This is a genomic window from Pseudomonas cavernae (assembly GCF_003595175.1).
GTDB lineage: Bacteria > Pseudomonadota > Gammaproteobacteria > Pseudomonadales > Pseudomonadaceae > Aquipseudomonas > Aquipseudomonas cavernae.
In genome coordinates this window covers 2,781,787-2,806,026 of record NZ_CP032419.1, presented here as the reverse complement: position 1 = coordinate 2,806,026, position 24,240 = coordinate 2,781,787, and the positions used below count along the sequence as shown (strand labels likewise).

The following is a 24,240-nucleotide window of genomic DNA, read 5'->3' as shown; positions in this document are numbered from 1 at the left end:
AAGGGCGGTGAGCTTGGCCGAATCGTCGTGACCGCCGCCGGGACGGCCTGGTTAGACTGGCTGGCGACACACAGGAGAATCCCCATGCGCGAATACCTCGAGCCAGGCCGCTTCATCGATAGTGACCACCCACGGGTGGTGGAGTTCGCCGAGCAGCGGCGCGGAACCAGCGCCGATCCGCTGGCCCAGGCGGTGAGCCTGTATTACGCGGTGCGCGATGAGATCCGCTACAACCCCTACAGCTTCAGCGCCGAGCCGGACAGCTTGACGGCCAGTCATGCGCTGCAGGCGGGTGAGTCCTACTGCGTGCCCAAGGCGCTGTTGCTGGCAGCCTGCGCCCGCCATTGCGGGATACCTGCGCGCCTCGGCCTGGCCGACGTGCGCAACCATCTGGCCACCCCGCGCCTGCTGGAACTGCTGCGTAGCGAGGTGTTCGCCATGCACGGTTATACCGAATTGTATCTACACGGGCGCTGGGTGAAGGCCACGCCGGCGTTCAATCAGGAGCTGTGCCGCGCCTTCCAGGTGGCGCCCTTGGAGTTCGACGGGCTCGGCGATAGCGTGTTCCACCCGTTCAACGACAAGGGCGAACGCTACATGGAGTACCTGGCCGATCATGGCCAGTTTGCCGATCTGCCGGTTGAGCTGTTCTTCGCTCATCTGCAGCACTGCTACCCGCACCTGTTCGCGGCCGATTCATTGTTCATGAGCGGCGACCTGCAGGCCGAGGCCCTGAACATGAAGCGGATCGATAGTTGATATCGGCATTCGCGTCTTTTCTATCGCCTCCCAAGTGCTAGGGTGCAGGGCAGGTGTAGCCATGCACTGGCGATCCGTGCGTCCTGATACGCCGTGATCGCCAGCCAGCTGGCTCCTACAGTTTCTGCGGGCAAGCACGCCGCTAACCTGAGACAGACGGTTGCAATTGCCCGGGCCAACCTATATCTAAGCCCCTTCATTTCGCTGAGAACCCGCCTCCCATGAGTTCCGCCCTGTCCATCCGGCAGTTGACCAAGACCTACGGCAACGGCTTCCAGGCGTTGCACGGCATCGATCTGGACGTCGCCGAGGGTGACTTCTACGCCTTGCTCGGCCCCAACGGCGCCGGCAAATCCACCACCATCGGCATCCTTTCCACCCTGGTGAACAAAACCAGCGGCACGGTCAATGTGTTTGGCCATGACCTCGACAAGGAGCCCTATGCGCTCAAGCGCTGCCTCGGTGTGGTGCCGCAGGAGTTCAACTTCAACCAGTTCGAGAAGGTTTTCGACATCGTCGTGACCCAGGCCGGCTACTACGGCATTCCGGCCAAGCTGGCGAAGGCGCGTGCCGAGCAGTACCTGACCCAGCTCGGCCTGTGGGAGAAGCGCGATTCTGCCTCGCGCGAGCTGTCCGGCGGCATGAAGCGCCGCTTGATGATCGCCCGCGCGCTGGTCCACCAGCCGCGCCTGCTGATCCTCGATGAGCCCACCGCCGGCGTCGACATCGAGTTGCGCCGCTCGATGTGGAGTTTCCTCACCCAGCTCAACCAGCAGGGCATCACCATCATCCTCACCACCCACTATCTGGAAGAGGCCGAGCAGCTGTGCCGCAACATCGGCATCATCGACCACGGGCGGATCGTCGAGAACACCAGCATGAAGGCGCTGCTGAAGAAGCTGCACATGGAAACCTTCCTGCTCGACCTCAAGGACTCGCTGCTGGTGGCGCCGCAGCTCAACGGCTACCCGGCGCAACTGCTCGACCACCACACCCTCGAGGTGCAGGTGGAGAAAAGCCTGGGGCTGACTGAGCTGTTCCGCCAATTGGCGCTTCTGAACGTCGAAGTGCTTAGCTTGCGAAACAAGACCAACCGTCTGGAGGAGCTGTTCGTGTCCCTGGTCGAGAAGAATCTGGCGAAGGTGGCGGTATGAATACGCAGCTGCTCAATTCCGATCTGCGCGCCAACTGGATCGCCCTGAACACCATCGTCTACCGCGAGATCCGCCGCTTCACCCGCATCTGGCCGCAGACCCTGCTGCCGCCGGCGATCACCATGGTTCTGTACTTCGTCATCTTCGGCAACCTGATCGGCCGGCAGATCGGCGACATGGGCGGCTTCAGCTACATGGAGTACATAGTTCCCGGGCTGATCATGATGTCGGTGATCACCAACGCCTACGGCAACGTGGTGTCGAGCTTCTTCGGCAGCAAGTTTCAGCGCAATATCGAAGAGCTGCTGGTGTCGCCGGTGTCGCCGCACACCATCCTCCTCGGCTTCACCATCGGCGGCGTGCTGCGCGGCCTGGCGGTGGGGCTGATCGTCACCCTGTTGTCGCTGTTCTTCACCAAGTTGCAGGTGCACCACCTGGGCGTCACCGTGCTGGTGGTGCTGCTGACCGCGACGATTTTCTCCCTCGGCGGCTTCGTCAACGCCGTGTATGCGCGCAACTTCGACGATATCTCGATCATCCCGACCTTCGTGCTGACGCCGCTGACTTACCTCGGCGGGGTGTTCTACTCGATCAGCCTGCTGCCGCCGTTCTGGCAGACGGTGTCGCTGGCCAACCCCATCCTGCACATGGTCAACGCCTTCCGTTACGGCATTCTCGGGGTGTCCGACATCGGCATCGGCATCGCCATCAGCTTTATGCTGGTGGCCACCGCGCTGCTCTATGTCGTATGTATTCGCTTGCTGGTCAGCGGCCGCGGCATGCGCCAGTAGTCCTTCGGTTACCGACTTGACCGTAGGATGCGGTTGAGCACAGCGATACCCATCGACGGCCATGTTGGGTATCGCTGCGCTCAACGCCAACCTACATCTTCGCCAGCCACGCTCGGCTCAGTCCTCTTCCTGCACCGCCTTATAGGCCGCCGCCAAACGTTGCTGCACCTCTTGCGGCACCTTGTGGTGCGCCACTGGATCAAAGTGCTGGCTGCCGCCGTCGGTTTGCGCTGGGCCTGGGACGAGGGGCTGAGCAAGGCCGCGATCTGCTGGGCGCTCGGGCGCTGCAACCGCAACGGACGCTGTGCCTATCAGTTGGGTCGGGCTGAAGCTTCTGGAGGCGCAGGCCTGATGGCGCTGGCGCAGGGCGCCGCCGACGTTTGCGGCTAAGCCGGTTCAGCGCGCTTGGCGGGGAACGCGGCCTGGTTTTCAGACGGGCGTAGTCCAGGCTGCCAACCACCGCAGTTTGCATGCCGCCAAGGCCGGCGGCCTGGGCAAAGCGCTCTATGCTTTCAGGTAGCCGGTTACCCTCGGGTCGTTCTTGCCATCCGCGCGCCCCGCGCCCGTTGTCCCGATCCTGCCGTGGCCGGCACCGCCAGGCGCCAGGCCGCAGCTCCCTGAAGCATGCCTGTCCGCCGCCCATTGGTCATGATCGCGGAGCCCTCACCATGAAACTCTTTTATTCACCCGGAGCCTGTTCACTGGCCCCCCATATCGTTCTGAGGGAGGCCGAACTGCCCTTCAGCCTCGAGCGGGTCGACCTCGATACGCACAAGACCGAGCACGGCGCCGACTATTACCAGATCAACCCCAAGGGCTACGTGCCCACGTTGGAACTGGACAATGGTGAGCGGCTGACCGAGGGGCCGGTCATCACCCAGTACATCAGCGACAAAGCCGGCAATACCGAGCTGATGCCAGCCGCCGGCAGCCTGGCGCGCTATCGCGTGATGGAGTGGCAGAGCTACCTCAACTCGGAGGTACACCAATCCTTCGCGCCACTGTTCAATCCGACGTTCGACGCGGCGAGCAAGGCGCTCTTCGTCAACCGCCTGCAGAAGAAATTCAGCTGGGTCTCCGCGCAGTTGCGCGGGAAGCAGTACCTGACCGGCGACAGCTTCACCGCCGCGGATGCCTACCTGTTCGTCCTGTCGGGGTGGGCGCCGTATCTCAAGTTCGAGCTGCCGAACACCGAGGAACTGCAAGGCTATCTGCAACGGGTCGCCGCCCGACCGGCGGTGCAGAAGGCGCTGAAGACGGAAGGCTTGCTCTGAGAACCTGTTTCGGATCTCGCGAGCTAGAGTCAAACAAGGCGAAAACGGCTGAGGAAGCGGAGTTTACGAGTTGTAAATGAGCATTCCGAAGCCGTTTTTAACGCCGTTTGGCCGACGCGCAGCAGATCCGAGACAGGTTCTGAGGTCGGCGCAACAGTCTGGCCAGTGCTCCCCCCAGCTCATTGCCAGGGCTGGGGCTATGGCGCTGTTGCAAAGACCCTGGGCTGACTCGGATGGTGGCTCAATCCTCTTCCTGCACCGCCTTATAGGCGGACGCCAGCCGTTGCTGCACCTCTTGCGGCACGTTGTTGTAGTGGCTGAGTAGCATGCCGTAGGCCCCCTGGCCGGCGGTGATCGACTTCAGCCGTCCGGCATAGCCCTCCAGTTCGGCCAGCGGCACCTGACCGCGGATCAGCGCCACGCCCTGGGACAGCGACTCGGTGCCGAGGACCTGGCCGCGGCGGCCGATCAGGTCGGTGGTGATGTCGCCGAGCCGGGCCTCGGGCGCGGTGACCTCGATCGTCACGATCGGCTCCAGGGCGATGCAGCCGGCCGCTCGCAGACCATCGAGCATCGCCTTGCGCCCGGCGGCCTGGAAGGCCACGTCCTTGGAGTCGACCGGGTGGCTCTTGCCGTCATACACGGTGACCTTCACGTCGGCCACCGGGTAGCCGGCCAGCGGTCCGCTGTCCAGCACCGAACGCACGCCTTTCTCCACCGAGAGGATGAACTGGGAGGGGATCACGCCGCCCTTCACCTCGTCGACGAACTCGAAGCCGGCGCCGCGCGGCAGCGGTTCGACGCGCAGGAACACCTCGCCGAACTGGCCGGCGCCGCCGGTCTGCTTCTTGTGCCGGCTATGGCCTTCGGCCGGGCGGGTGATGGTTTCCCGGTAAGGCACGCGCGGCGGCCGGGTCTCCACTTCCAGCTTGTAGTTGCCGGCGAGGCGGTCGAGCAGGTAGCGCAGGTGCAGTTCGCCCATGCCGCGCAGCACGGTTTCCTGGGTGGCCGGGTGGTAGTCGAGCTTGACGCAGGGATCTTCGGCCTGCAGCCGGGCGAGCACCTCGGCGATCCGCTGCTCGTCGCCACGGCGCCTGGCTTCGATGGCCAGGCCCAGCATCGGCGCCGGGAAGTCCAGCGGCTTGAGGCGGATCTGGTCTTCGTCGTGGGAGTCGTGCAGCACCACGTCGAACTCGACCTCGTCGACCTTGGTCAGGGCGCCGAAGTCACCGGGAATCAGTTGCACCACCTCTTCGTGGCGCTTGCCCTGCAGACGCAGCAGGTGGCCGAGCTTGAACGGCTTGCGGCCGTCGCCGACGAACAACTGCATGTCGCGCTGCAGGGTGCCTTGGTGGACGCGGAAGATGCCGAGCTTGCCGACGAAAGGGTCCATCACCACCTTGAACACATGGGCCAGCACGTGGGCCTGCGGGTCGGGTTCGGAGCGAAAGGGCTGGGCGTCCTCGCCGTCACCCTTGAGAAACAGCGGCGGATTGCCTTCGCTCGGGTTGGGCGCGAGCCGCGCAAGGATGTCGAGCAACTCGCCCACGCCGGCGCCGCTGCGTGCCGAGACGAAGCACAAGGGAATCAGATGGCCCTCGCGCAGCGCCCGCTCGAAGGGCTCGTGCAGCTCTTCCGGGCTGATCTCGCCATGCTCGAGGTAACGCGCCATCAGTTCCTCATCGACTTCCACGACCTGGTCGACCAGAGCCTGGTGCGCGTCTTGCACCGAGGAAAAATCGGCGACGCCCGCTGGGTTGAAGAAGCAGTCGACCACGCGGCTGGCGCCTTCGGCCGGCAGGTTGAGCGGCAGCACCTCCCTGCCGAACGTTTCGCGCAGGTCGGCGAGTAGGCCGGGCAGGTCGACTCGCTCGGCATCGATCTTGTTCACCACCAGCAGCCGGCACAGCCCGCGTTCGCTGGCGAGGGTCATCATCCGCCGGGTGGTCAGCTCGATGCCGCTCTGGGCGTTGACCACCACCAGCGCGGTTTCCACCGCGGCCAGGGCGGCGATGGCCTGGCCGATGAAGTCGGGAAAGCCGGGGGTGTCGATCAGGTTGATCTCGGCGCCGGCGTAACTGCAGTGCGCCAGCGCCGAGGCTAGGGAGTGGCGGTATTCGCGCTCCATGGGGTCGAAGTCGCAGACCGTATCGCCGCGCTCCAGGCTGCCCATGCTGCCGATGGCGCCACTGCGATGCAGCAGCGCCTCGGCCAGGCTCGTCTTGCCGCTGTCACCCTGGCCGACCAGGGCGACCGTTCGGATGGCTTCTACCGGATAGTTCGCCATGACCACCTCCGTTTGCAGGATTTTTGCAGTATAGGCAGGCGGTCGCAGGGGCCCGGTCGGAGCCCGACGGCTGGAGCCAGTGGGCGAGTGCCGAGGTTCAGCTATAAGAAGTACAAGCCGCTAGGAGTCAGTGCATGAAAACAGTCGCCGAGATTCTCAGATTCAAATCGGATGTCATCTACAGCGTCAGCCCCACCACCTCTGTGTTGGAAGCCGCCATCCTGCTGGCCGATAAAGGCATCGGCGCATTATTGGTGATGGACGGCGAACAACTGGTGGGGATAGTCACCGAACGTGACTATGTACGCCGCGTGATGGCGCTGGAGCGTTCCGCCTACGCCACCAGCGTCGAGGAGGTCATGACCACCGATCTGTTCGTCGTCGGGCCACGCGACAGCAATCAGTACTGCATGCAGCTGATGACCGAGAAGAAACTGCGCCATTTGCCGGTTCTCGACGACGGCAAGCTGATCGGCTTGCTGTCTATCGGCGACTTGGTCCGCGACATCACCGCCGAGCAGGAAAGTCTGATCCAGCACCTGGAACATTACATTCGCGGCGAATAGTGGCCTGCGCCCAGGGCTTCCCATGCATGTTCTAGAAGGAATCGGGTTCCGCTGCGCCGGCTGCGGCTGAATAACGCCCGCGGGGCGGCCATACTCGATCTGTTCCCCCATTGCAGAGGTCGAGTATGACCGCCCGTCTGCACGCTTGGCTCTTGGCCGCCCTGCTGCTGGCCGCCGGCTTCGGTCAGGCGCAGGAGGAGGCTGCCGAACCGGCACCGCTGGTGGAGGTGGTGCAGCCGCAGCGCATGCTGGTGCGCGACGAGCTGGTGACCTTCGGCTCGTTGCGTTCGGACGAGTCGGTGATGCTGCGCTCGGAGATCGAAGGCCGGGTCGCCCGCCTGCATTTCCGTGAGGGCGAGGCGGTCAAGGCCGGCACGCTGTTGGTCGGTCTCGACGATGCCATCGTGCGTGCCGAATTGGCCCAGGCGCAGGCCAACCTGTTGCTCGCCGAGCGCAGCTACGTCCGCGCGCAGAACCTGTTCCAGCGCGGCGCCAGCAATGCCCAAGCGCTCGACGAGGCGCTGGGGCAGCAGCAGGCGATGCGCGCCAGCCTGGCCCTGGCGCAGGCGCGGCTGGACAAGACGCAGATCCGCGCGCCCTTCGACGGCGTGCTCGGCCTGCGCCAGGTCAGCGTCGGCGACTATTTGGACGCCGGCCAGGACATCGTCAACCTGGAGGTGCTCGACCCGCTCAAGGTCGAGTTCCGCGTGCCGCAGAAGGCGGTCAGCCAGATCCACCTCGGCCAGTCGATCGAAATCACCCTGGATACCTATGCCGGCGAGCGCTTTCGCGGCGAGATCTTCGCCCTCAATCCGCGGCTCGACGAGGTCGGCCGCAGCCAGGCGATCCGCGCGCATATCGCCAACCGGGATCAGCGCCTCAAGCCCGGGCAGTTCGTCAAGGTCTCGGTGATTCTCGCCGAGCGCCCGCAGGCCCTGGTGATTCCGGAGGAGGCGGTGATGCCGTTGGGCGACCGGCTGTGGGTCAACCTGGTGGTGGACGGCAAGGTCGCGCCGCGCGAGATCCGCACCGGCCGCCGGCAGCAGGGGCGAGTCGAGGTGGTCGAGGGCCTGGACGGCGGTGAAAGCCTGATCAGCGCCGGCTGGCAGAAGGTCACCGCGGGCATGGCGGTGCGCAGCAAGCCGGCGGGGGCGACGCCATGATCCTGTCCGACCTGTGCATCCGCCGGCCGGTGTTCGCCACCGTGCTGTCATTGGTCATCGTCCTGCTCGGTCTGCTGGCCTGGCAGCGGCTGACCGTGCGCGAGTACCCGAACATCGACGTGCCGATCGTCACGGTCACCGTCACCTATCCCGGCGCCAGCCCGGAGATCATGGAATCGCAGGTGGCGCAGCCGATCGAGGATGTGCTCTCGGGCATCGAGGGGCTGGACTTCGTCAGCTCCATCAGCCGCTCGGAAAACACCCAGATCACCACCCAGTTCCGCCTCGACAGCAATGCCGACGAGGCCGCCAACGACGTGCGCGACCGCCTCGGCCGGGTGCGCGGTCTGTTGCCGGACGAGATCGACGAACCGATCGTGCAGAAGGTCGAGGCCGACGCCTTTCCGGTGGTCTGGCTGGCCTTCTACAGCGAGCGCCACTCGGCCATGGCCATCACCGACATCCTCGAGCGGGTGATCAAGGACCGTGTGCAGACCATTCCCGGGGTGGCCGATGTACTGATCCGCGGCCAGCGCAGTTACGCCATGCGCATCTGGCTCGATCCGGAGAAGCTCGCCGCGCACAACCTCACCGTGCAGGACGTCGAGGATGCCCTGCGCCGGCAGAATGTGGAGATCCCGGCCGGGCGCATCGAGTCGCAGCAGCGCGAGTTCAGCGTGCTGTCGGAAACCGACCTGAAGACCGCGGAGCAGTTCAACAACCTGATCCTCGACGACTCGCGCGGCTACCTGCTGCGTCTGGCGGACGTCGGCCATGCCGAGATCGGCGCGGCCGACGAACGCAGCGTGGTGCGCTACAACGGCCGCGAAGGGGTGATCATGGGCCTGATCAAGCAGGCCACGGCCAACCCGCTGGAAATCTCCGACGACCTCGAGCGGGCACTGCCGGAAATCCGCCAGCTGCTGCCGGACGGCATGCAGATGGCCATCGCTCACGACAACTCGCTGTTCATCCGCGAGTCGATCGGCAACGTCTACGGCACCATCTGGGAGGCGGTGGCGCTGGTGGTGCTGATCATCTTCCTGTTCCTGCGTTCGCTGCGCGCCACCTTGATCCCGCTGGTGACCATCCCGGTGTCGCTGATCGGTGCCTTCGCCCTAATGGCGCTGATGGGCTTCACCATCAACACCCTGACCCTGCTGGCCATGGTGTTGGCCATCGGCCTGGTGGTGGACGATGCCATCGTCATGCTGGAGAACATCCACCGCCATATCGAGAGCGGCCTGCCGCCGCTGCAGGCGGCGTTCACCGGCAGCCGCGAGATCGCCTTCGCGGTGGTCGCCATGACCCTGACCCTGGCCGCGGTGTACACGCCGATCGGCTTCCTGCAGGGCAGCACCGGCAAGCTGTTCACCGAGTTCGCCTGGACCCTGGCCGGCGCGGTGCTGGTGTCGGGCTTCGTCGCCCTGAGCCTGTCGCCGATGATGTGCGGGCGCCTGCTCAAGCCGCACCAGGCCCAGCACGGGCGCTTCTACAACCTCGGCGAGGCCGTTCTGCATGGCCTGAGCAACCGTTACCGGCAGCTGTTGGAGCGGGTGCTGCAGCGCTGGCTGCTGGTGTTCGGCGTGCTGCTGGCGGTGCTGCTGGCCTGCCTGTGGCTGTTTGGCGGGTTGCGCAGCGAGCTGGCGCCGACCGAGGACACCGGCACCCTGATCGGCATCATCAATGCCCCGGACGGCGCCACCATCGACTACACCAGCCGCTACGCCCGCGAGGTGGAGGCGGCCTACGCGAGCATTCCGGAGACCCACCGCTATGCGCTGATCGCCGGCTTCCCCAGCGTGACCCAGGCAATATCCTTCATGAAACTCACGGATTGGGACGAGCGCGCGCGCAGCCAGTTCGAGATCCGCGAAGAGCTGCTGCCCAAGCTGCGCGATATCGCCGGCGTGCGCGCCTTCCCGGTCAACCGTCCGCCGCTCGGGCAGAGCGCGCGACAGCAGCCGGTCAGCCTGGTGATTCGCAGTTCGCTGGACTATGCCGAACTGGAGACCTACGTCGATGCGTTGCTGGCGCGGGTGCGCGCCTACCCGGGGCTGGAGAGCCTGGACAGCGACCTCAAGCTGAACACCCCGCAGCTGAAGATCGAGGTCAACCGCGAGCAGGCGGTGGCGGTGGGCAGCGACGTGGCGACCATCGGTCGCAGCCTGGAGAGCCTGTTCGGCAGCCGCCAGGTGACCCGCTTCAAGCAGCGTGGCGAGCAGTACGACGTGCTGGTGCAACTGGCGGAGGTGGACCGCAGCAACCCGGCCGACCTCGACCGCGTCTATGTGCGCGGCCGCGACAACAGCATGGTGCAGCTGTCCAACCTGATCGCGGTGCGCGAGACGGTGGCGCCGCGCGAGCTCAACCACTTCAACCAGCTGCGCGCGGTGACGGTCAGCGCCAACGTCGGCAGCGGTTACACCCTGGGCGAGGCGCTGGCCCACCTGGAACTGGCAGCGCAGGCGATCTTCCCGACCGACACCCAGTTCGACTACACCGGCGTGTCGCGCGACTTCAAGGAGTCCGGCCGCGGCGTGGCGCTGATCTTCGTGCTGGCGCTGGCCTTTATCTACCTGGTGCTGGCGGCGCAGTTCGAGAGCTTCTTCGACCCGCTGATCATCCTGATCAGCGTGCCGCTGTCGATGGCTGGCGCCTTGCTCGCCCTCCGGCTCGGCGGCGGCACCCTGAACATTTACTCGCAGGTCGGCCTGGTGACCTTGATCGGCCTGATCACCAAGCATGGCATCCTCATCGTTGCCTTCGCCAACCAGCTGCTGCAGCGTGGCCGGCCGCTGCAGGCGGCGGTGCTGGAGGCCTCGGTGCAGCGCCTGCGGCCGATCCTGATGACCACCGGGGCGATGGTCCTCGGCTCGCTGCCGCTGGTGCTGGCCAGCGGTGCCGGTGCCCAAAGTCGCCAGCAGATCGGCCTGGTGATAGTCGGCGGCCTGCTGGTCGGTACCTTCTTCACCCTGTTCGTGATCCCCACCTTGTATCTGCTGCTGCGCCGCTGGCGGCCGGTGTCGCGGCTGGTGGAGGAGGCCGCGTAGGCTGGGTTGAGGCGCGCAGCGACGAAGCCCAACGAGCGGCCGTTAGCCATGCCACTGTGGCCTGGCCCGGCATCGCTGTTGGGCTTCGCGGAACTCAGCCCAACCTACGGGGCAGGCCGGCGACGCGGATCGCCAGCAAGCGGGCTCCTAGGCGTGAGCGGTGGGGAATTCCAGGATAAAGCGCGTCCAGCCAGCCGCCGACTCGCAGCGGATCTCGCCGCCGTGGGCGCGGACGATGGAGCGGGTGATCGCCAGGCCGAGGCCGGCATGCTCGGCCTGACCCTCGCGGCGCGCCGGATCGGCGCGGAAGAAGCGGTCGAACAGGCGTGGCAGCTGGGCGGCGGGAATCTCCGCCCCCTGATTGGCCACCGTCAGGCAGACCCCCTGCGGCTTGGTTTCCACCGTCAACAGCACTTCACCACCGGCCGGGGTGAAGCGCAGGGCATTGTCCAGCAGATTGGACAGCGCGCGGCGCAGCAGACCGCGGTCGGCTCGCAGGTGGGCCGTGCCTGCCACGCTTAGGGTGACGGCGCGATCTTCGGCCAGCGGCGCGAAGTAGTCGGCCAGCGCCTGCAATTCCTCGCCCAGCGCCAGCGACTCGCGGCGGGTGGGCAACAGGCCGTGCTCGGCCTTGGCCAGCAGGAGCATGTCATTGACCATCTGCGCCAGATGCTGCAACTCCTCGAGGTTGGAGTGCAGCGCCTCGCGGTAGTCCTCCAGGCCGCGTGGCTGGCTGAGGATCACCTGGGTCTGGGTCAGCAGGTTGGACAGCGGCGTGCGCAACTCGTGGGCGATATCGGCGGAGAAGGCCGACAGCCGCGCGAAGGCATCCTCCAGGCGCGCCAGCATGGCATTGAGGGCTTCGCTCAGCTCGGCCAGTTCGGCCGGCACCTGCTGGTCCGTCAGACGCGCCGTCAGCGAGCTGGCCGACACCGCCCGGGTGACCTCGGCCATGCGGCGCAACGGCGCCAGCCCGCGGCGCGCGGCCCAGGCACCGAGCAGGGCGGTGGCCAGGGCGGAAAGGCCGACGGTGAGCCAGATCAGCCGCTGCATCCGGGCGAGGAAATGCTGGTGGTGGGTGATGTCGACCAGCAGGGTCAGGCGGTTGCCGTGGTCCAGCGGGGTGCTGAGGGCGCGGAAGTCGGTCGTGCCGCTGCGCCAGGTGCGCAACTGCTCGGGGCTGGCCGGCAGTCCGGCCAGCAGGGGCTGGCTGGTGAACCAGGCTTGGCCGTCGGCGCCCTCGATGCGCAGGGCCAGGTCCGGATGGCGATCGAGCTCCAGTTGCAGCTGCGGGCGCCGGGCGGCCAGTGCAGCCGGGCTGTCCACGCCCTGCAGCAGCTCGGCGAACACCTGCAGTTTGCCTTCCAGCAGCTGGCGGTCCAGTTCGACGAAATGCGCCTCGCTGGCCCGGCTGAACAGCACGCCGGCGAGCAGCGAGACTCCCGCGGTGCAGGCGGCGAACAGCAAACCGACGCGGCTGGCCAGCGACAGGCGGCGCATCAGCCGCGTGCCTCCAGCACATAGCCCATGCCGCGCACGGTATGGATCAGCGGGCTGGCGAAGCCCTCGTCGACCTTGGCGCGTAGGCGGCGGATGGCGACCTCGATGACGTTGGTGTCGCTGTCGAAGTTCATGTCCCACACCTGCGAGGCGATCAGCGACTTGGGCAGCACCTCGCCCTGGCGGCGCAGCAGCAGTTCCAGCAGGGCGAACTCTTTGGCGGTCAGGTCGATACGCCGGCCACTGCGTTCGGCGCGGCGGCGCAACAGGTCGAGGGACAGGTCGGCCAGCTGCAGCTGGGTCTCCTGCGGGCCGCTCTGGCTGCGGCGCAGCAGGCTGCGCACGCGGGCAAGCAGCTCGGTGAAGGCGAAGGGTTTGACCAGGTAATCGTCGGCGCCCAATTCCAGGCCGCGCACGCGGTCATCCACCGCATCGCGGGCGGTGAGAAACAGCACCGGCACAGCGAGGCCGGCGGCGCGCATGCTGGCGAGGATCTGCCAGCCGTCGCGGCCGGGCAGCATCACGTCGAGGATCAGCAGGTCGTAGTCGCCGGACAGCGCCAGCTGCTCGCCGCTGTTGCCGTCGGTGCTCAGTTCGGCGACGAAGCCTGCCTCGCTCAGGCCCTGGCGCAGGTACTGGCCGGTCTTGGGTTCGTCTTCGACGATCAGCAGTTTCATCAGGCTCTCGTTCGCTTCGGCTGGCCTAACAATGGCCGGCTGGATATCCGGTTAGTTTGCCGGATATTCGGCGATCACTTCATCCGTTCCGGCTTTGCTCAAGCCGATGACCTCGAAGGCCTGCCGTTTGTCGCCGACCTCCATGCCGGGAGAGCCTGCCGGCATGCCCGGAACGGCGATCCCGAGCAGATCGGATCGTTTGCTCAGCTCAATGACCTGTGCAGCAGGAACATGCCCCTCGACGAACTTGCCGTCGATCACCGCGGTGTGGCAGGACGCCAGCCGTGGGACAACGCCCAGGCGTTGCTTGACCGCACTCATGTTGGCTTCGACTTGATCGTTGACCTTGAAACCATTGGTTTCGAGGTGCGCGATCCACTTCTTGCAGCAGCCGCAATTGGCGTCACGATGGACGTCAATTGTCAGCGCCTCTGTCGCCTGAGCTGTAGAGGCCATGAGCAAGGCAGCGCCTGCTGCAACCTGTAGTGCCCTGCCTTTCAGAAGTGTTTTAGCCTTCATGGACGTGCTCTTTGCCATCGGCGTGGGTGTGCGTTTTGGGCGCGGGCGCAGCTTCGTTTCGAGCGCCATCCGAGTCATGATGGCTAGCCCCGCCCTCTGCCTCGGCGGGCTGACCAGCATGATGATCTTCGCCACTGGCGCCATGCTGCCCAGCGCTGGCTGGCTTGCCGCTGCCGTGCTGGCCTTCATGGTTATGCATTTTAGTTTCGCCGCCACCATGCTGGTGACCCCCACTGCTTGCCACCAGAGCCCGGTACTTCTCGGCATCGAGCGTCGGCAACTGCTGGAGGAAGGCCACGATGCCCCAGATGTAGGGATCGCTCATGCTCTTGCCCCAGGCCGGCATGCCGGTGGACTTGATGCCGTGCTTGATGATCCAGAAAGCGGCAGATGGGCTGCCATCCACACCCACTTTCGTCAGGTTCGGCGGGGCGGGATACAAACTCTGACTCAACTCGGTTTCGGCAACGCCAGGAGCCAGGTGACAGCCAATGCACATGGAGTTGTAGTTGCCAGCCCCTGCGCGAATCAGGGCTTCATCGTTAAGGTTCGGAACTTCGATATTGCGCGCCCTGACCTCGATCGAGCGGTCACGCGCGGTAGCCAGCAAGGCGTGCACAGCGGCGAAATGCGGGTCGTCAGCCCCCACGTTTACCAGGCCTGCGTAGACCACACCGGCGACAGCCACGGCCGTCACCGTACCCGTAATAGCCAAGGTTTTGATTGTTCTTTTCATCTCAGGGCCTCAGAACCACACACGAATACCCGCGACGAAGCGCGCTTCGTTATCGTCCTCACCGTCATCGCGAGCCAGGTCGGCGGTATTGCCGTAGGCGCGATTCCAGGTGACGCCGATGTAGGGCGCGAACTCGCGGACGATTTCATAGCGCAGCCTGAGGCCAACCTCGGTATTGGCCAGGCCGGAGCCAATACCGCGCTCAGGGTCGTTCTTGCCGTAGAAATTCACTTCGGCAGTCGGCTGCAGGATCAGGCGGTTGGTGAGCAGGATGTCGTAGTCGCCCTCCAGCCGAGCGGCGGTCTGACCGTTCTCGCCGATGAACGCGGTGGCCTCAGCCTCGAAGGCATAGAGCGCCATGCCCTGGATGCCGAAAGCGCCCCAGGTTTGTGGTGAGCCGGGTTTGAAGTCCTGTCGGACACCGGTGACCACGTCCCACCAAGGACCAATGGCGTGTCCCCAGAGGGCTTGGATCTCGGCCTCCTCGGTCACGCCATTGGTACGTTCGCCCTCGGAGCGCAACCACAGACGATCGACGTCGCCGCCGATCCAGCCGCTGGCATCCCAATTCAGTGCGCTGCCCTCATCGGCGTCCTGGTATTCCAGTTGGTCGAGCAAGAAGAAAGAGTTGAGCAGCTTGTCATGCACCGCGTGGCCAGGCAGCGGCGGGAACGCTGCTTCGCGATCGGCATCGGTCAGGACCGGAATCGGAGTGCGGCTCGTTGTCCCGGGTCCTTCGTCAGCGCTGCCCTGGTTCATCTTGTCGTGATCCATGGCGCCGTGGTCCATGGAGTCAGATGGGCGCTGGTCCGTCTGTCCATGATTCATCTGGCTGTGATCCATGGAGCCGTGGTCCATCGAACCCATCTGGCTATAGTCCATGGACTGCATGGAGCCATGTCCCATGGCCGAATGATCCATCTGCCCGCCGCTGGCAGGGGGCTGCTTGGCTGGCGTGGCTTTAGCAGCCGCTGCGGGTTTCGCTTCTACCGCGGCAGGCGCGGAAGGCGACGCGTGCATCGAATGGTCCATGGCCTCGGCTGCGTTCGCCACACCGGCCGTAATGGTGCTGAGCGAAACGGCTGCCGCAAGCAGGGTCGGACGGGTAAAGCTACTGGTCATGATCTCGATCCGCAGCGGCCTGGTTAGCTTTGGGTTCATGGTTCATCGAGCCATGAGCCATCTTGCTGTGATCCATGCCGTCGTGGCCCATCGACTGCATCATCTTGCTGTGATCCATCTGCCCATGGTTCATCTGGCTATGGTCCATTTTCTGCGACTCGGCAGCCTGGCCCTTCTGATGATCGGCGAGAGTTTTCTCGCCGGCCATGGCTGCGGGCACCAACAGGGCGGCCATCAGGCCAACTGACAAAGCACCGCCAATCAGGGTTTTGCGATTCAGGTAGTTGCTCATCGAAGGTCTCCTCTATTTATTCATCCACACGGACTTCGCGGAACATACCCATTTCCATGTGCAGCAACAGGTGGCAGTGGTAGGCCCAGCGGCCGAGGGCATCCGCGGTGACGCGGTAGCTGCGCTTCGAGCCGGGTGGCATGTCGATGGTGTGCTTGCGCACCATGAAGTTGCCGTTCTCATCCTCCAGGTCACTCCACATGCCGTGCAGGTGGACGGGGTGGGTCATCATGGTGTCGTTCACCAGGGTGATCCGTAGCCGCTCGCCGTACTTGAGGCGTAGGGGCTGCGCATCGGAGAACTTGATGCCGTCGAATGACCAGGAGAACTTCTCCATGTGGCCGGTCAGGTGCAATTCGACTGTGCGGCTCGGCTCTCGCCCATCGGGATCGGGGAAGGTGCTTCTGAGATCGGCATAGGTGAGAACCCTACGGCCGTTGTTCCGCAAGCCAATGCCCGGATCATCCAGTTTCGGTGTCGGTGACATGGTCTGCATGTCGACCAGCGGACTGCCGTTCTCAGAGGCTGGGTGCGACTGCATTCCGGCCATGCCAGCCATCTTGCTGTGGTCCATGCCGGCCATGTCGCCATTGCCCATGCCAGCCATCTTGCTGTGGTCCATGCCGGCCATGTCGCCATTGCCCATGCCAGCCATCTTGCTGTGATCCATGCCGGCCATGTCGCCATTGCCCATGCCAGCCATCTTGCTGTGGTCCATGCCAGCCATGTCGCTATTGCCCATGCCGCCCATGTTTCCATGGTCCATGCCCATGTCACCCATCCCGATCAGCGGGCGGGGATCAGTCTCGGGAACGGCTGCGCTCAAGCCTTCACGCACGGCCAGGGTGCCGCGGGCATAGCCAGTGCGATCCATGGATTGAGCGAAGATGGTGTAGGCATCTTCATTGGCTGGCTCGACGATCACGTCATAGGTTTCCGCGACTGCGATGCGGAACTCATCGACGCTGACCGGATTGACGCGCTGGCCATCGGCGGCCACCACGGTCATTTTCAAACCCGGGATGCGCACATCGAAATAGCTCATGGCCGAGCCGTTGATGAAGCGCAGGCGGAGCTTCTCGCCTGGTTTGAAGATGCCGGTCCAGTTGCCGTTGGGCGCCTGGCCGTTCATCAGGTAGGTGTAGGTGTAACCGCTGACGTCGGCGAGATCGGTGGGGCTCATCTTCATCTCGGCCCACATCTTCCGATCGGCCACGGCGGCGGACCAGCCGTTCTCGCTCACATCGTTGATGAAATCGCCGACGGTGCGTTTGTGGAAGTTGTAGTAGTCCGACTGCTTCTTGAGCTTGGCCATGACACGATCAGGGTCTTCGTCGGTCCAGTCGGACAGCATCACGACGTAGTCGCGGTCGTACTGGAACGGTTCGGGGTCTTTGGCATCGATCACGAGCGGGCCATAGACGCCGGCCTGCTCCTGCAGCCCCGAATGGCTGTGGTACCAGTAGGTGCCGTTCTGCTGGACCTTGAACCTGTACTCGTACATGCCATCCGGCGCGATGCCGTGGAAACTCAGGCCGGGGACGCCGTCCATGTTGGCGGGCAGGATGATGCCGTGCCAGTGGATGGAGGTGTCCTCATCCAGGCGATTCTTGACCCGCAGCGTGATCGTGTCGCCTTCCCGCCAACGTAGCAGAGGACCCGGCAAGGTGCCGTTGATGGTCATCGCCGTACGCGGTGAGCCGGTGATGTTCACTGGGGTTTCGCCGATGAACAGGTCAAATTCGCTGCCGGTGAGCACGCTCGGCAGGCCCGGGCTGGTCACTGCCCATACCGGTGTGCGCCACAGGCCGAGACCGGCGAGTATGCCGCCGGCGGCCAGGCCTTTGACGAAGGTTCGCCTAGAGGTTTTGGATTGCATGCCGTAAATGTCCAATCAATCGAAGGAAACCGGTGCTAAACAGCCAGCCTGTGTTGCTCGCCCCTGGTCAGGCGTTTCTTCTCAGGCTCCCAACCAGGCTGGCCCGCTGCCGCTATGAGTCAGGCGCACGCGCCAGCGAGCTTGGAAACTGCCACATCTGAACTATCCGGGTGATTACATTTCTGTCAGGTTGGACGGTGTGAAGTGGATCAGCAATTGGCGTGATCGGCCGACTTCGCCTTGCTTTCAGCTACCGGGGCTTCAGTCTCCTGCTTCTGTGCAAGCCGGTAGGCCGCCATCGAGACTTTCTGGGCCTGCTCCATACGCGCGAAGGTCCGGTCACCGCCACCGGCGGCCATGGCCAGGGAGGAGGCAGTCAGAGCGGCGATTACGAACAGAGCTTTCATGGCTTTCATCTGGGTATCCTCAAGAGCGAGTTGGTTACCCCACTGACTCCACCTTCCAGGTGGTTCTGGGGGTTGAGCTTCAGGCTCGAAGTAACCTTAACCACTGCGTCCTGTCAGGAACCTGAGGCGAACATTACAGTTCTGCCAGGTGGCTATAGTCTCGAGTTTGCCTGCAACGTTCCTGGCCATTACTCGCTAACCCCCGCGCCCATTAATGGGCGCGGGTCGGGTGAGAGGGTGCTATTACGGCTCGGTGCTTGAACCGCAACATGGGTTGGATGGAGTGCAACGCTGGCCTACAGGGGCGACAAGCTGACGCTGAAAACGCAGGGGAAACTGTATACACTTGCCGCGTTTTCCTTTCAGGTTTCCGTCATGCAGCACCCCGCCGAACATTCGCCTCTGGGCAAGTCCAGCGAATACATCGCCACCTACAGCCCGGATTTGCTGTTCCCCATCCCGCGTGCGCCGAAATGGGCCGAGCTGGGGCTGACTGCCGCAACCTTGCCTTATCAAGGCGTGGACTACTGGAACTGCTACGAGCTGTCCTGGCTGCTGCCCTCCGGCAAGCCGGTGGTGGCCATTGGCGAGTTCGCCATCCCCGCCGATTCACCGAACATCATCGAATCCAAGTCGTTCAAGCTCTATCTCAACTCGCTGAATCAGAGCACCTTTACCGATCATGCGGCGCTCGAGGCGGTGCTGGCCAAGGACCTTTCGGCCGCCGCGGGGGCGCCGGTCGCGGTGCGCGTGCGTAGCCTGGGCGAAGTGGAGGCGGAGGGGGTGGCGCCGTTGCCGGGCATTTGCATCGACGAGCTGGATATCCAGGTGTCCAACTATGCGCATCCGCAGCCCGAGTTGCTGCGTTGCGAGACCGTGGCGTCGGGCGGCGAAACGCTGCACAGCCATCTGCTGAAATCCAACTGCCCGGTCACCGGCCAGCCGGACTGGGGTAGCGTAGTGGTCGAGTATCGCGCTGCCGCACGGCTCGATCACGCCAGTTTTCTGGCCTACCTGGTGAGCTTTCGCCAGCATGCGGACTTCCATGAGCAGTGCGTGGAGCGCATCTTTCTCGACCTCAAACGCCTGTTAAATCCCGAGCGTCTGACGGTGTGCGCCCGTTATGTGCGCCGTGGCGGCCTGGACATCAACCCCTATCGCAGCACGGCATCGATCACGCCGGACAACCGCCGGCTGGTGCGGCAGTGAACGCTCCGTAATGACCGTCTTGATATAAACGACAACCCCGGCCTGAGCCGGGGTTGTCGTTTAGGGCGCGCTGCCGAATGCGCTCAGATGCCCATATTGGCCAGGGCCTGGACGATATTGCGCAGCGTGCTGGCCAGGGTCGGGTGTTCGATCTCGAAGCGTTCTACGGCGAGGTTGACGTTATCGACCAGGCCGGTATCAGGGATGGCGGTCTCCAGCTCGAGTTGCAACTCGATCTGCTGGATCAGCTCACGCAGGTGCTCCTGTTCTTCTGCCGAGAGCGTTGCGCCTTGGTCCAGTTGCTCACGCAGTTTGTTCAATTGCTGCTGCAGTTCGCGGGCAGGCATGGTGTTCTCCTTTCGTCATAGGCAAAGCATGGACCCTGGCGGGCGGCTAAAGATCCTTTTATCAAGGGTAATGCAAGCCGACCGGCCTTGCTTGATCCGGGGCAAGCCAGGTTCTTTATCGAGCGAAGAGGTTGAATGGCGACTGAGGAGCGGTGAAGTCGTGAGGCTGGGTCAGGGTTTTTCGCCTTTTTGCCGACGGTTGGCCAGATCGTTTAGGCTCGGACCCAGTTCCGCCAGGTGATCGACCACCGAGTGCACTCCGAGGCGATACAACTGCAACGTGGCTTGTGCGCGAAGTTGCTCGCGCCGCTCGCTCGAGAGCCCCTGCCAATCCTGCGGGGCGTGGCCGCAGAGCGGTCCGCTGGCAGCCAGGCCAACGGTCCACAGCCCGGCATTGAGCCCAGCGTGGAGCAGGCGCGGTTCGCCGCTGATCAGCACGCAACCCTCCAGGCGTGCCACCTGCAAGGTGCTCAAGGCTTGCCAGCAGCTGTCCGGTGCTGGCCAGGGTCGGCTGCTGTCCCCACAGGGCGCGCCCTGCAGCCAGGCCGGCAAGGCGCTGGCAAGTACGTCGCAGGCAGCGGCAGGCAATTCCTCCAGCCAGGCGCAGGGCACGGTCTGTTGCTGCAACTGCTCCAGCAGCGCCAAGCTGCCGGGACAGGGCTGGGCATGTCGGTCGGCGGCTTCGAGCAACATCGGCTGCAGGATGTTGCGCGTTGCCGCGGGCAGTACGGGGTAGGCCACGTGGTCCGCAAGGCCCAGGCGTTGCTGTGCGCTTGCCAAGGTGCGGGCGCCGAAATCCACCAGGCAGCCGGAAAGGCCGAACAGCACGGCGGTGAAGGCGGGTGGGGAGGGGGGCGGCATGAGGGTTATCCCTGGACGATTTTCGACCAAGTTAATGCGGACTCATGACGCTCAGATGAAGCGTGGATGACAGGCGCCGCTAGCAGCGCCTGAGTGCCGGCTCAGGCCAGCAGGGCGCGCACCGAATCGGGGATCGCCACGCTGCCGCCGTTTTGATGGTCGACCCACACGAGCTTGCAGAAGCCCTCGCCGTAGAGGGTGTCGGGGTCTTCCAAAGTGGTCAGGCGATGCTCCACCACCAGGCTGCTACGGCCGATGGCACCGCCGTACAACTCGACGACCACGGTGGCGGGGTGGACCACCGCCTTCAGGTAAGTGTGCATGTTTTGCAGCACCAGCGGGCCGATCTCGCTGAAGTCGAGGCCGAGTTGGCGAAACCAGAGCACCCGGGCTTCTTCCATGTACTGGATATAGGTGGTGTTGTTGACGTGCTGGCGGCTGTCCATGTCGCCCCAGCGCACCGGAATCCGGGCGGTGAAGAGTAAGCGTTTTTCCTGCATGAATGGGCTTCGCTATGCTGCCTATTTAGGGTGTCGTGGCTTTATACTGCGCGGCCTGCTGGCGGCTCAGAGTCGTCACCCTACTTTTTCTCATGGAGAGACTGCAATGCGTTTGCTCGCTGCGAACTGGATCAATGGCCTGACGTTGCTTGCCTGCGCCAGCCTGGCCTCGCTGCCGTTGGCCGCCCAGGCCGCTGAAGAGGACCCCTGGGAAGGCTTCAATCGGGCAATCTTCCGCTTCAACGATACCCTCGATACCTATGCGCTGAAGCCCTTGGCGCAAGGCTATCAGGCGGTCACTCCGCAGTTCGTCGAAGACGGCGTGCATAACGTCTTCAACAACGTCGGCGATGTCGGCAACCTGGCCAACAACCTGCTGCAGGGCAAGGTGCACGACGCCGGGGTCGATACCAGCCGGCTGATCGTCAACACCACCTTCGGGGTGCTCGGCTTCTTCGATGTGGGTACCCGCATGGGCCTGGCGCGCAGCGACGAAGATTTCGGTCAGACCCTCGGCGCCTGGGGCCTGAACAGCGGTCCGTATCTGATGCTGCCGTTCTTCGGCCCGAGCACCCTGCGCGATGCGCCGGCGATGATTCCGGACAGCTATCTCGGCCCCTATCCCTATATCGATCATGTGCCGACCCGTAACGTGACCCGTGGCGTGGAGGTGATCGACACCCGGGCTAACCTGCTGTCCGCCGAGAAAATGGTCAGCGGCGACAAGTATGTGTTCATTCGCAACGTCTACCTGCAGAACCGTGAGTTCAAGGTGCAAGACGGTCAGGTCGAAGACGACTTTTAAACGCAAGTTGCTTCCAGATATGACAAAGGCGGCCTCGGCCGCCTTTGTCATATCCGCACTGTACGGAGCTATATCATCGACACAATCGCCAGCCCCAGGGCCTGACCGCCGCCCTCCAGCGGGCTAACGCGGATGACTTCGGCCTCGGCGTCCAGACCCTTGAGTTCGCTGTGAGAGGAGGGGATCAGCACCCTCACTCGGTCGCCCATGTTCAAGGCCGTGGCGGCTTCCACGTGCATGCCGGTGCTCGACAGATCCAGGCAGGCGGCGGCAAATTCCTGGCCTGCATGCTGCAACATGACGGCTGTTTCCACCCGCATGCGAATGAAGTCGCGCTTTTCGCTGTAGTCACGATCGTTCTGGCTCATGCTCCCGATCCTCTTGTTATATGGGCTTCCGCAGGCCTTATAGCCTTCGCCTATTTCGACTGTAAAGGCGCCCGACACGCCAATCGGGCGAAGCTTGAATCGGGGCCCGGATGGGAGTACCGTCTGCGCCTTAATGTGAACCGAGTACACGCGTTCAGGCTCACACCCTTGACGCTTATGCCAACTCCCCTGGCGCCGTTTGCCTGGTACCCCATGCACAATTCCAGTGCCTCGCTGCTGATAATTGACGACGACGATGTAGTGCGCGCGAGCCTCGCGGCCTACCTGGAAGACAGTGGCTTCAGTGTCCTGCAGGCCAGCAATGGTTCGCAGGGGCTGCAAGTCTTCGAGCAGGAAAAGCCCGACCTCGTCGTTTGTGATCTGCGTATGCCACAGGTGGACGGCTTGGAGCTGATCCGCCGGATCAATGCCCTGGAAGTCGAAGTACCGGTGATCGTAGTGTCCGGTGCCGGGGTGATGGGTGACGTGGTCGAGGCCTTGCGCCTGGGCGCCGCCGACTACCTGATCAAGCCGTTGGAAGACCTTGCAGTGCTTGAGCATTCGGTGCGCCGCGCGCTGGATCGTGCGCAGCTGCGCCTGGAAAACCGCCGTTACCGCGAGAAGCTGGAAGCGGCCAATCGCGAGCTGGAGGCCAGTCTGCACTTGTTGCAGGAGGACCAGAACGCCGGGCGCCAGGTGCAGATGAACATGCTGCCGGTGACGCCCTGGACGGTCGACGACCTGCAGTTCGCTCATCAAATCATTCCATCGCTGTATCTGTCGGGTGACTTCGTCGACTACTTCCGGGTCGATGAGCATCGGGTGGCCTTTTACCTGGCCGACGTGTCCGGGCATGGCGCCTCTTCGGCGTTCGTTACCGTGCTGCTCAAGTTCATGACCACCCGGCTGCTCTACGAGTCGCGCCGCGGCGGGCGGTTGCCGGCGTTCAAGCCGTCGGACGTGTTGAACCATATCAACCGCGGCTTGATCAATTGCAAGCTGGGGAAACACGTGACCATGCTCGGCGGGATAATCGACCAAGACAGCGGCAAGCTGACCTATAGCATCGGTGGGCACCTGCCGCTGCCGGTGATGTTCACCGAAGGCAAGGCTCACTACCTGGAAGGTCGTGGCTTGCCGGTGGGGTTGTTCGAGGAAGCCGGGTATAGCGATCAGGTCATGGACCTGCCGGCCTCGTTCAGCCTCACATTGTTGTCCGATGGCATTCTGGACCTTTTGCCCGGCGAGACACTCAAAGACAAAGAGACAGCGTTGCCTGAGCTGGTATGCAAGGCTGGCGGGAGTCTGGAAGGGCTGCGTCAGGTGCTTGGGCTGGGGAGTCTGGGCGATATGCCTGACGATATTGCCTTGCTGGTGTTGAGCAGAAACCTTGCATGAGCAGCAGCATGAGAGGCGTGGCATGAGTACCGGTAGAATTCAATTCGCCGAGCAGAACGGCACTTTCGTGCTCAAGTTTGTCGGCGAAGTGCGGCTGACCCTGTGTTCGGCCCTGGATGCCACGATCGAGAGGATTTTCACGGCGCTGAATTTTTCCGCGATCATCATCGACCTGACCGAAACCCGCAGCATCGACAGCACCACCCTGGGTCTGCTGGCCAAGCTGTCGATCCTTTCGCGGCAGAGGATCGGCTTGCTGCCGACCGTGGTCACCACCCACGAAGACATCACCCGGCTGTTGCAGTCGATGGGCTTCGATCAGGTGTTCAACATCGTCGATCGTCCGATTCCGTGCCCGGAATCCCTGACTGACTTGCCGTCGCAGGAACAGTCGGAAGAGGTGGTGCGGACCAAGGTGCTGGAAGCTCACAGGATCCTCATGGGCCTCAACGAGTCCAACCGCGAGGCGTTCCACGATCTGGTCAATGCCCTCGAACGGCACTGATTAGCTAATAGCCGCTAAATCACAGCGCGCGACACCCGGCAGGTGTCGCGCGCTTTGTTTTTCAGGGC

General features: G+C 63.9%; 24 protein-coding genes and 1 pseudogene. 12 read left to right on the top strand and 13 right to left on the bottom strand.

Annotated elements, in window-relative coordinates; translation table 11 throughout:
- Positions 1 to 84: 84 nt before the first annotated feature.
- From D3880_RS12810 to gstA, 5 genes and pseudogenes are all read left to right on the top strand, one after another.
- Complete coding sequence (locus D3880_RS12810) at positions 85 to 759, top strand: transglutaminase-like domain-containing protein (protein WP_119893835.1); 675 nt, start codon at positions 85 to 87, stop codon at positions 757 to 759.
- 221 nt (positions 760 to 980) lie between these two features.
- Positions 981 to 1,913 carry an ABC transporter ATP-binding protein gene (locus tag D3880_RS12805; protein ID WP_119893833.1) on the top strand — a complete coding sequence of 311 codons (933 nt, stop codon included), beginning with the start codon at positions 981 to 983 and terminating at the stop codon, positions 1,911 to 1,913.
- On the top strand, positions 1,910 to 2,704 hold the full coding sequence (locus D3880_RS12800; protein ID WP_119893831.1) for an ABC transporter permease: 795 nt from the start codon (positions 1,910 to 1,912) through the stop codon (positions 2,702 to 2,704). The genes D3880_RS12805 and D3880_RS12800 overlap by 4 nt, the downstream gene beginning before the upstream one ends.
- A gap of 183 nt (positions 2,705 to 2,887) precedes the next feature.
- Positions 2,888 to 3,094 (top strand): annotated as a pseudogene (locus D3880_RS12795) (hypothetical protein); the annotation flags it as partial.
- Positions 3,095 to 3,372: 278 nt separating this feature from the next.
- Positions 3,373 to 3,978, top strand: coding sequence for a glutathione transferase GstA (gstA, locus tag D3880_RS12790; protein WP_119893830.1), 606 nt, complete (start codon positions 3,373 to 3,375; stop codon positions 3,976 to 3,978).
- Positions 3,979 to 4,219: 241 nt separating this feature from the next.
- Here the strand turns inward: gstA and fusA are convergent, their stop codons facing one another.
- Complete coding sequence (fusA, locus tag D3880_RS12785; protein ID WP_119893828.1) at positions 4,220 to 6,265, bottom strand: elongation factor G; 2,046 nt, start codon at positions 6,263 to 6,265, stop codon at positions 4,220 to 4,222.
- Positions 6,266 to 6,399: 134 nt separating this feature from the next.
- Here fusA and D3880_RS12780 point away from each other — a divergent pair, with 134 nt between their 5' ends.
- The 3 genes from D3880_RS12780 to D3880_RS12770 all read left to right on the top strand — a co-directional run bounded on the left by D3880_RS12780 (position 6,400) and on the right by D3880_RS12770 (position 11,047).
- Positions 6,400 to 6,831, top strand: coding sequence for a CBS domain-containing protein (locus tag D3880_RS12780; RefSeq protein WP_119893826.1), 432 nt, complete (start codon positions 6,400 to 6,402; stop codon positions 6,829 to 6,831).
- Between the two features lie 125 nt (positions 6,832 to 6,956).
- Complete coding sequence (locus tag D3880_RS12775) at positions 6,957 to 7,994, top strand: efflux RND transporter periplasmic adaptor subunit (RefSeq protein ID WP_119893824.1); 1,038 nt, start codon at positions 6,957 to 6,959, stop codon at positions 7,992 to 7,994.
- Complete coding sequence (locus tag D3880_RS12770; RefSeq protein ID WP_119893822.1) at positions 7,991 to 11,047, top strand: efflux RND transporter permease subunit; 3,057 nt, start codon at positions 7,991 to 7,993, stop codon at positions 11,045 to 11,047. The genes D3880_RS12775 and D3880_RS12770 overlap by 4 nt, the downstream gene beginning before the upstream one ends.
- Positions 11,048 to 11,194: 147 nt before the next feature.
- Here D3880_RS12770 and D3880_RS12765 read toward each other — a convergent pair whose 3' ends face one another.
- From D3880_RS12765 to D3880_RS12730, 8 genes are all read right to left on the bottom strand, one after another.
- Positions 11,195 to 12,547 carry a heavy metal sensor histidine kinase gene (locus D3880_RS12765; protein WP_177412171.1) on the bottom strand — a complete coding sequence of 451 codons (1,353 nt, stop codon included), beginning with the start codon at positions 12,545 to 12,547 and terminating at the stop codon, positions 11,195 to 11,197.
- Positions 12,547 to 13,224, bottom strand: a complete 678-nt coding sequence (locus D3880_RS12760; protein ID WP_119893820.1) for a heavy metal response regulator transcription factor — start codon at positions 13,222 to 13,224, stop codon at positions 12,547 to 12,549. Before D3880_RS12760 ends, D3880_RS12765 begins: the two co-directional genes overlap by 1 nt.
- 51 nt (positions 13,225 to 13,275) lie before the next feature.
- Positions 13,276 to 13,680: a DUF411 domain-containing protein gene (locus D3880_RS12755; RefSeq protein WP_238474451.1), complete on the bottom strand. Its 405-nt coding sequence runs from the start codon at positions 13,678 to 13,680 to the stop codon at positions 13,276 to 13,278.
- Positions 13,681 to 13,732: 52 nt separating this feature from the next.
- On the bottom strand, positions 13,733 to 14,479 hold the full coding sequence (locus D3880_RS12750; RefSeq protein WP_119893816.1) for a c-type cytochrome: 747 nt from the start codon (positions 14,477 to 14,479) through the stop codon (positions 13,733 to 13,735).
- 9 nt (positions 14,480 to 14,488) lie between these two features.
- Positions 14,489 to 15,601: a copper resistance protein B gene (locus tag D3880_RS12745; RefSeq protein WP_119893814.1), complete on the bottom strand. Its 1,113-nt coding sequence runs from the start codon at positions 15,599 to 15,601 to the stop codon at positions 14,489 to 14,491.
- On the bottom strand, positions 15,591 to 15,893 hold the full coding sequence (locus tag D3880_RS23200; RefSeq protein ID WP_119893813.1) for a copper resistance protein CopB: 303 nt from the start codon (positions 15,891 to 15,893) through the stop codon (positions 15,591 to 15,593). Before D3880_RS23200 ends, D3880_RS12745 begins: the two co-directional genes overlap by 11 nt.
- A 16-nt stretch (positions 15,894 to 15,909) precedes the next feature.
- Positions 15,910 to 17,772, bottom strand: a complete 1,863-nt coding sequence (locus D3880_RS12735; protein WP_119893811.1) for a copper resistance system multicopper oxidase — start codon at positions 17,770 to 17,772, stop codon at positions 15,910 to 15,912.
- A 209-nt stretch (positions 17,773 to 17,981) separates the two neighbouring features.
- Positions 17,982 to 18,188, bottom strand: a complete 207-nt coding sequence (locus D3880_RS12730) for a co-regulatory protein PtrA N-terminal domain-containing protein (protein WP_119893809.1) — start codon at positions 18,186 to 18,188, stop codon at positions 17,982 to 17,984.
- A 366-nt stretch (positions 18,189 to 18,554) separates the two neighbouring features.
- On the opposite strand from D3880_RS12730, the gene queF reads away from it, so the two are divergent.
- Positions 18,555 to 19,388, top strand: a complete 834-nt coding sequence (gene queF / locus D3880_RS12725) for an NADPH-dependent 7-cyano-7-deazaguanine reductase QueF (RefSeq protein ID WP_119893808.1) — start codon at positions 18,555 to 18,557, stop codon at positions 19,386 to 19,388.
- Positions 19,389 to 19,471: 83 nt separating this feature from the next.
- Here the strand turns inward: queF and D3880_RS12720 are convergent, their stop codons facing one another.
- The 3 genes from D3880_RS12720 to D3880_RS12710 all read right to left on the bottom strand — a co-directional run bounded on the left by D3880_RS12720 (position 19,472) and on the right by D3880_RS12710 (position 21,096).
- On the bottom strand, positions 19,472 to 19,735 hold the full coding sequence (locus D3880_RS12720) for a DUF4404 family protein (protein WP_119893806.1): 264 nt from the start codon (positions 19,733 to 19,735) through the stop codon (positions 19,472 to 19,474).
- Positions 19,736 to 19,906: 171 nt separating this feature from the next.
- A complete protein-coding gene (locus tag D3880_RS12715) occupies positions 19,907 to 20,596 on the bottom strand; it encodes an HAD superfamily inactivated hydrolase PcrP (RefSeq protein ID WP_119893805.1) in 690 nt (229 codons plus the stop codon).
- Positions 20,597 to 20,697: 101 nt separating this feature from the next.
- Positions 20,698 to 21,096, bottom strand: a complete 399-nt coding sequence (locus tag D3880_RS12710) for an acyl-CoA thioesterase (RefSeq protein WP_119893803.1) — start codon at positions 21,094 to 21,096, stop codon at positions 20,698 to 20,700.
- 106 nt (positions 21,097 to 21,202) lie between these two features.
- Here D3880_RS12710 and D3880_RS12705 point away from each other — a divergent pair, with 106 nt between their 5' ends.
- Positions 21,203 to 21,901: an MlaA family lipoprotein gene (locus tag D3880_RS12705; protein ID WP_119893801.1), complete on the top strand. Its 699-nt coding sequence runs from the start codon at positions 21,203 to 21,205 to the stop codon at positions 21,899 to 21,901.
- 68 nt (positions 21,902 to 21,969) lie between these two features.
- Here the strand turns inward: D3880_RS12705 and D3880_RS12700 are convergent, their stop codons facing one another.
- Positions 21,970 to 22,269, bottom strand: a complete 300-nt coding sequence (locus tag D3880_RS12700; RefSeq protein WP_119893799.1) for a PilZ domain-containing protein — start codon at positions 22,267 to 22,269, stop codon at positions 21,970 to 21,972.
- Between the two features lie 213 nt (positions 22,270 to 22,482).
- On the opposite strand from D3880_RS12700, the gene rssB reads away from it, so the two are divergent.
- The gene (gene rssB, locus D3880_RS12695; protein WP_119893798.1) at positions 22,483 to 23,667 is read left to right on the top strand and encodes a two-component system response regulator RssB; all 1,185 of its coding nucleotides are present in this window, start codon (positions 22,483 to 22,485) and stop codon (positions 23,665 to 23,667) included.
- A gap of 22 nt (positions 23,668 to 23,689) precedes the next feature.
- Entirely contained in the window at positions 23,690 to 24,172 is a 483-nt protein-coding gene (gene rssC / locus D3880_RS12690) for an anti-sigma factor antagonist RssC (protein WP_119893796.1), read from the top strand.
- Positions 24,173 to 24,240: the final 68 nt, after the last annotated feature.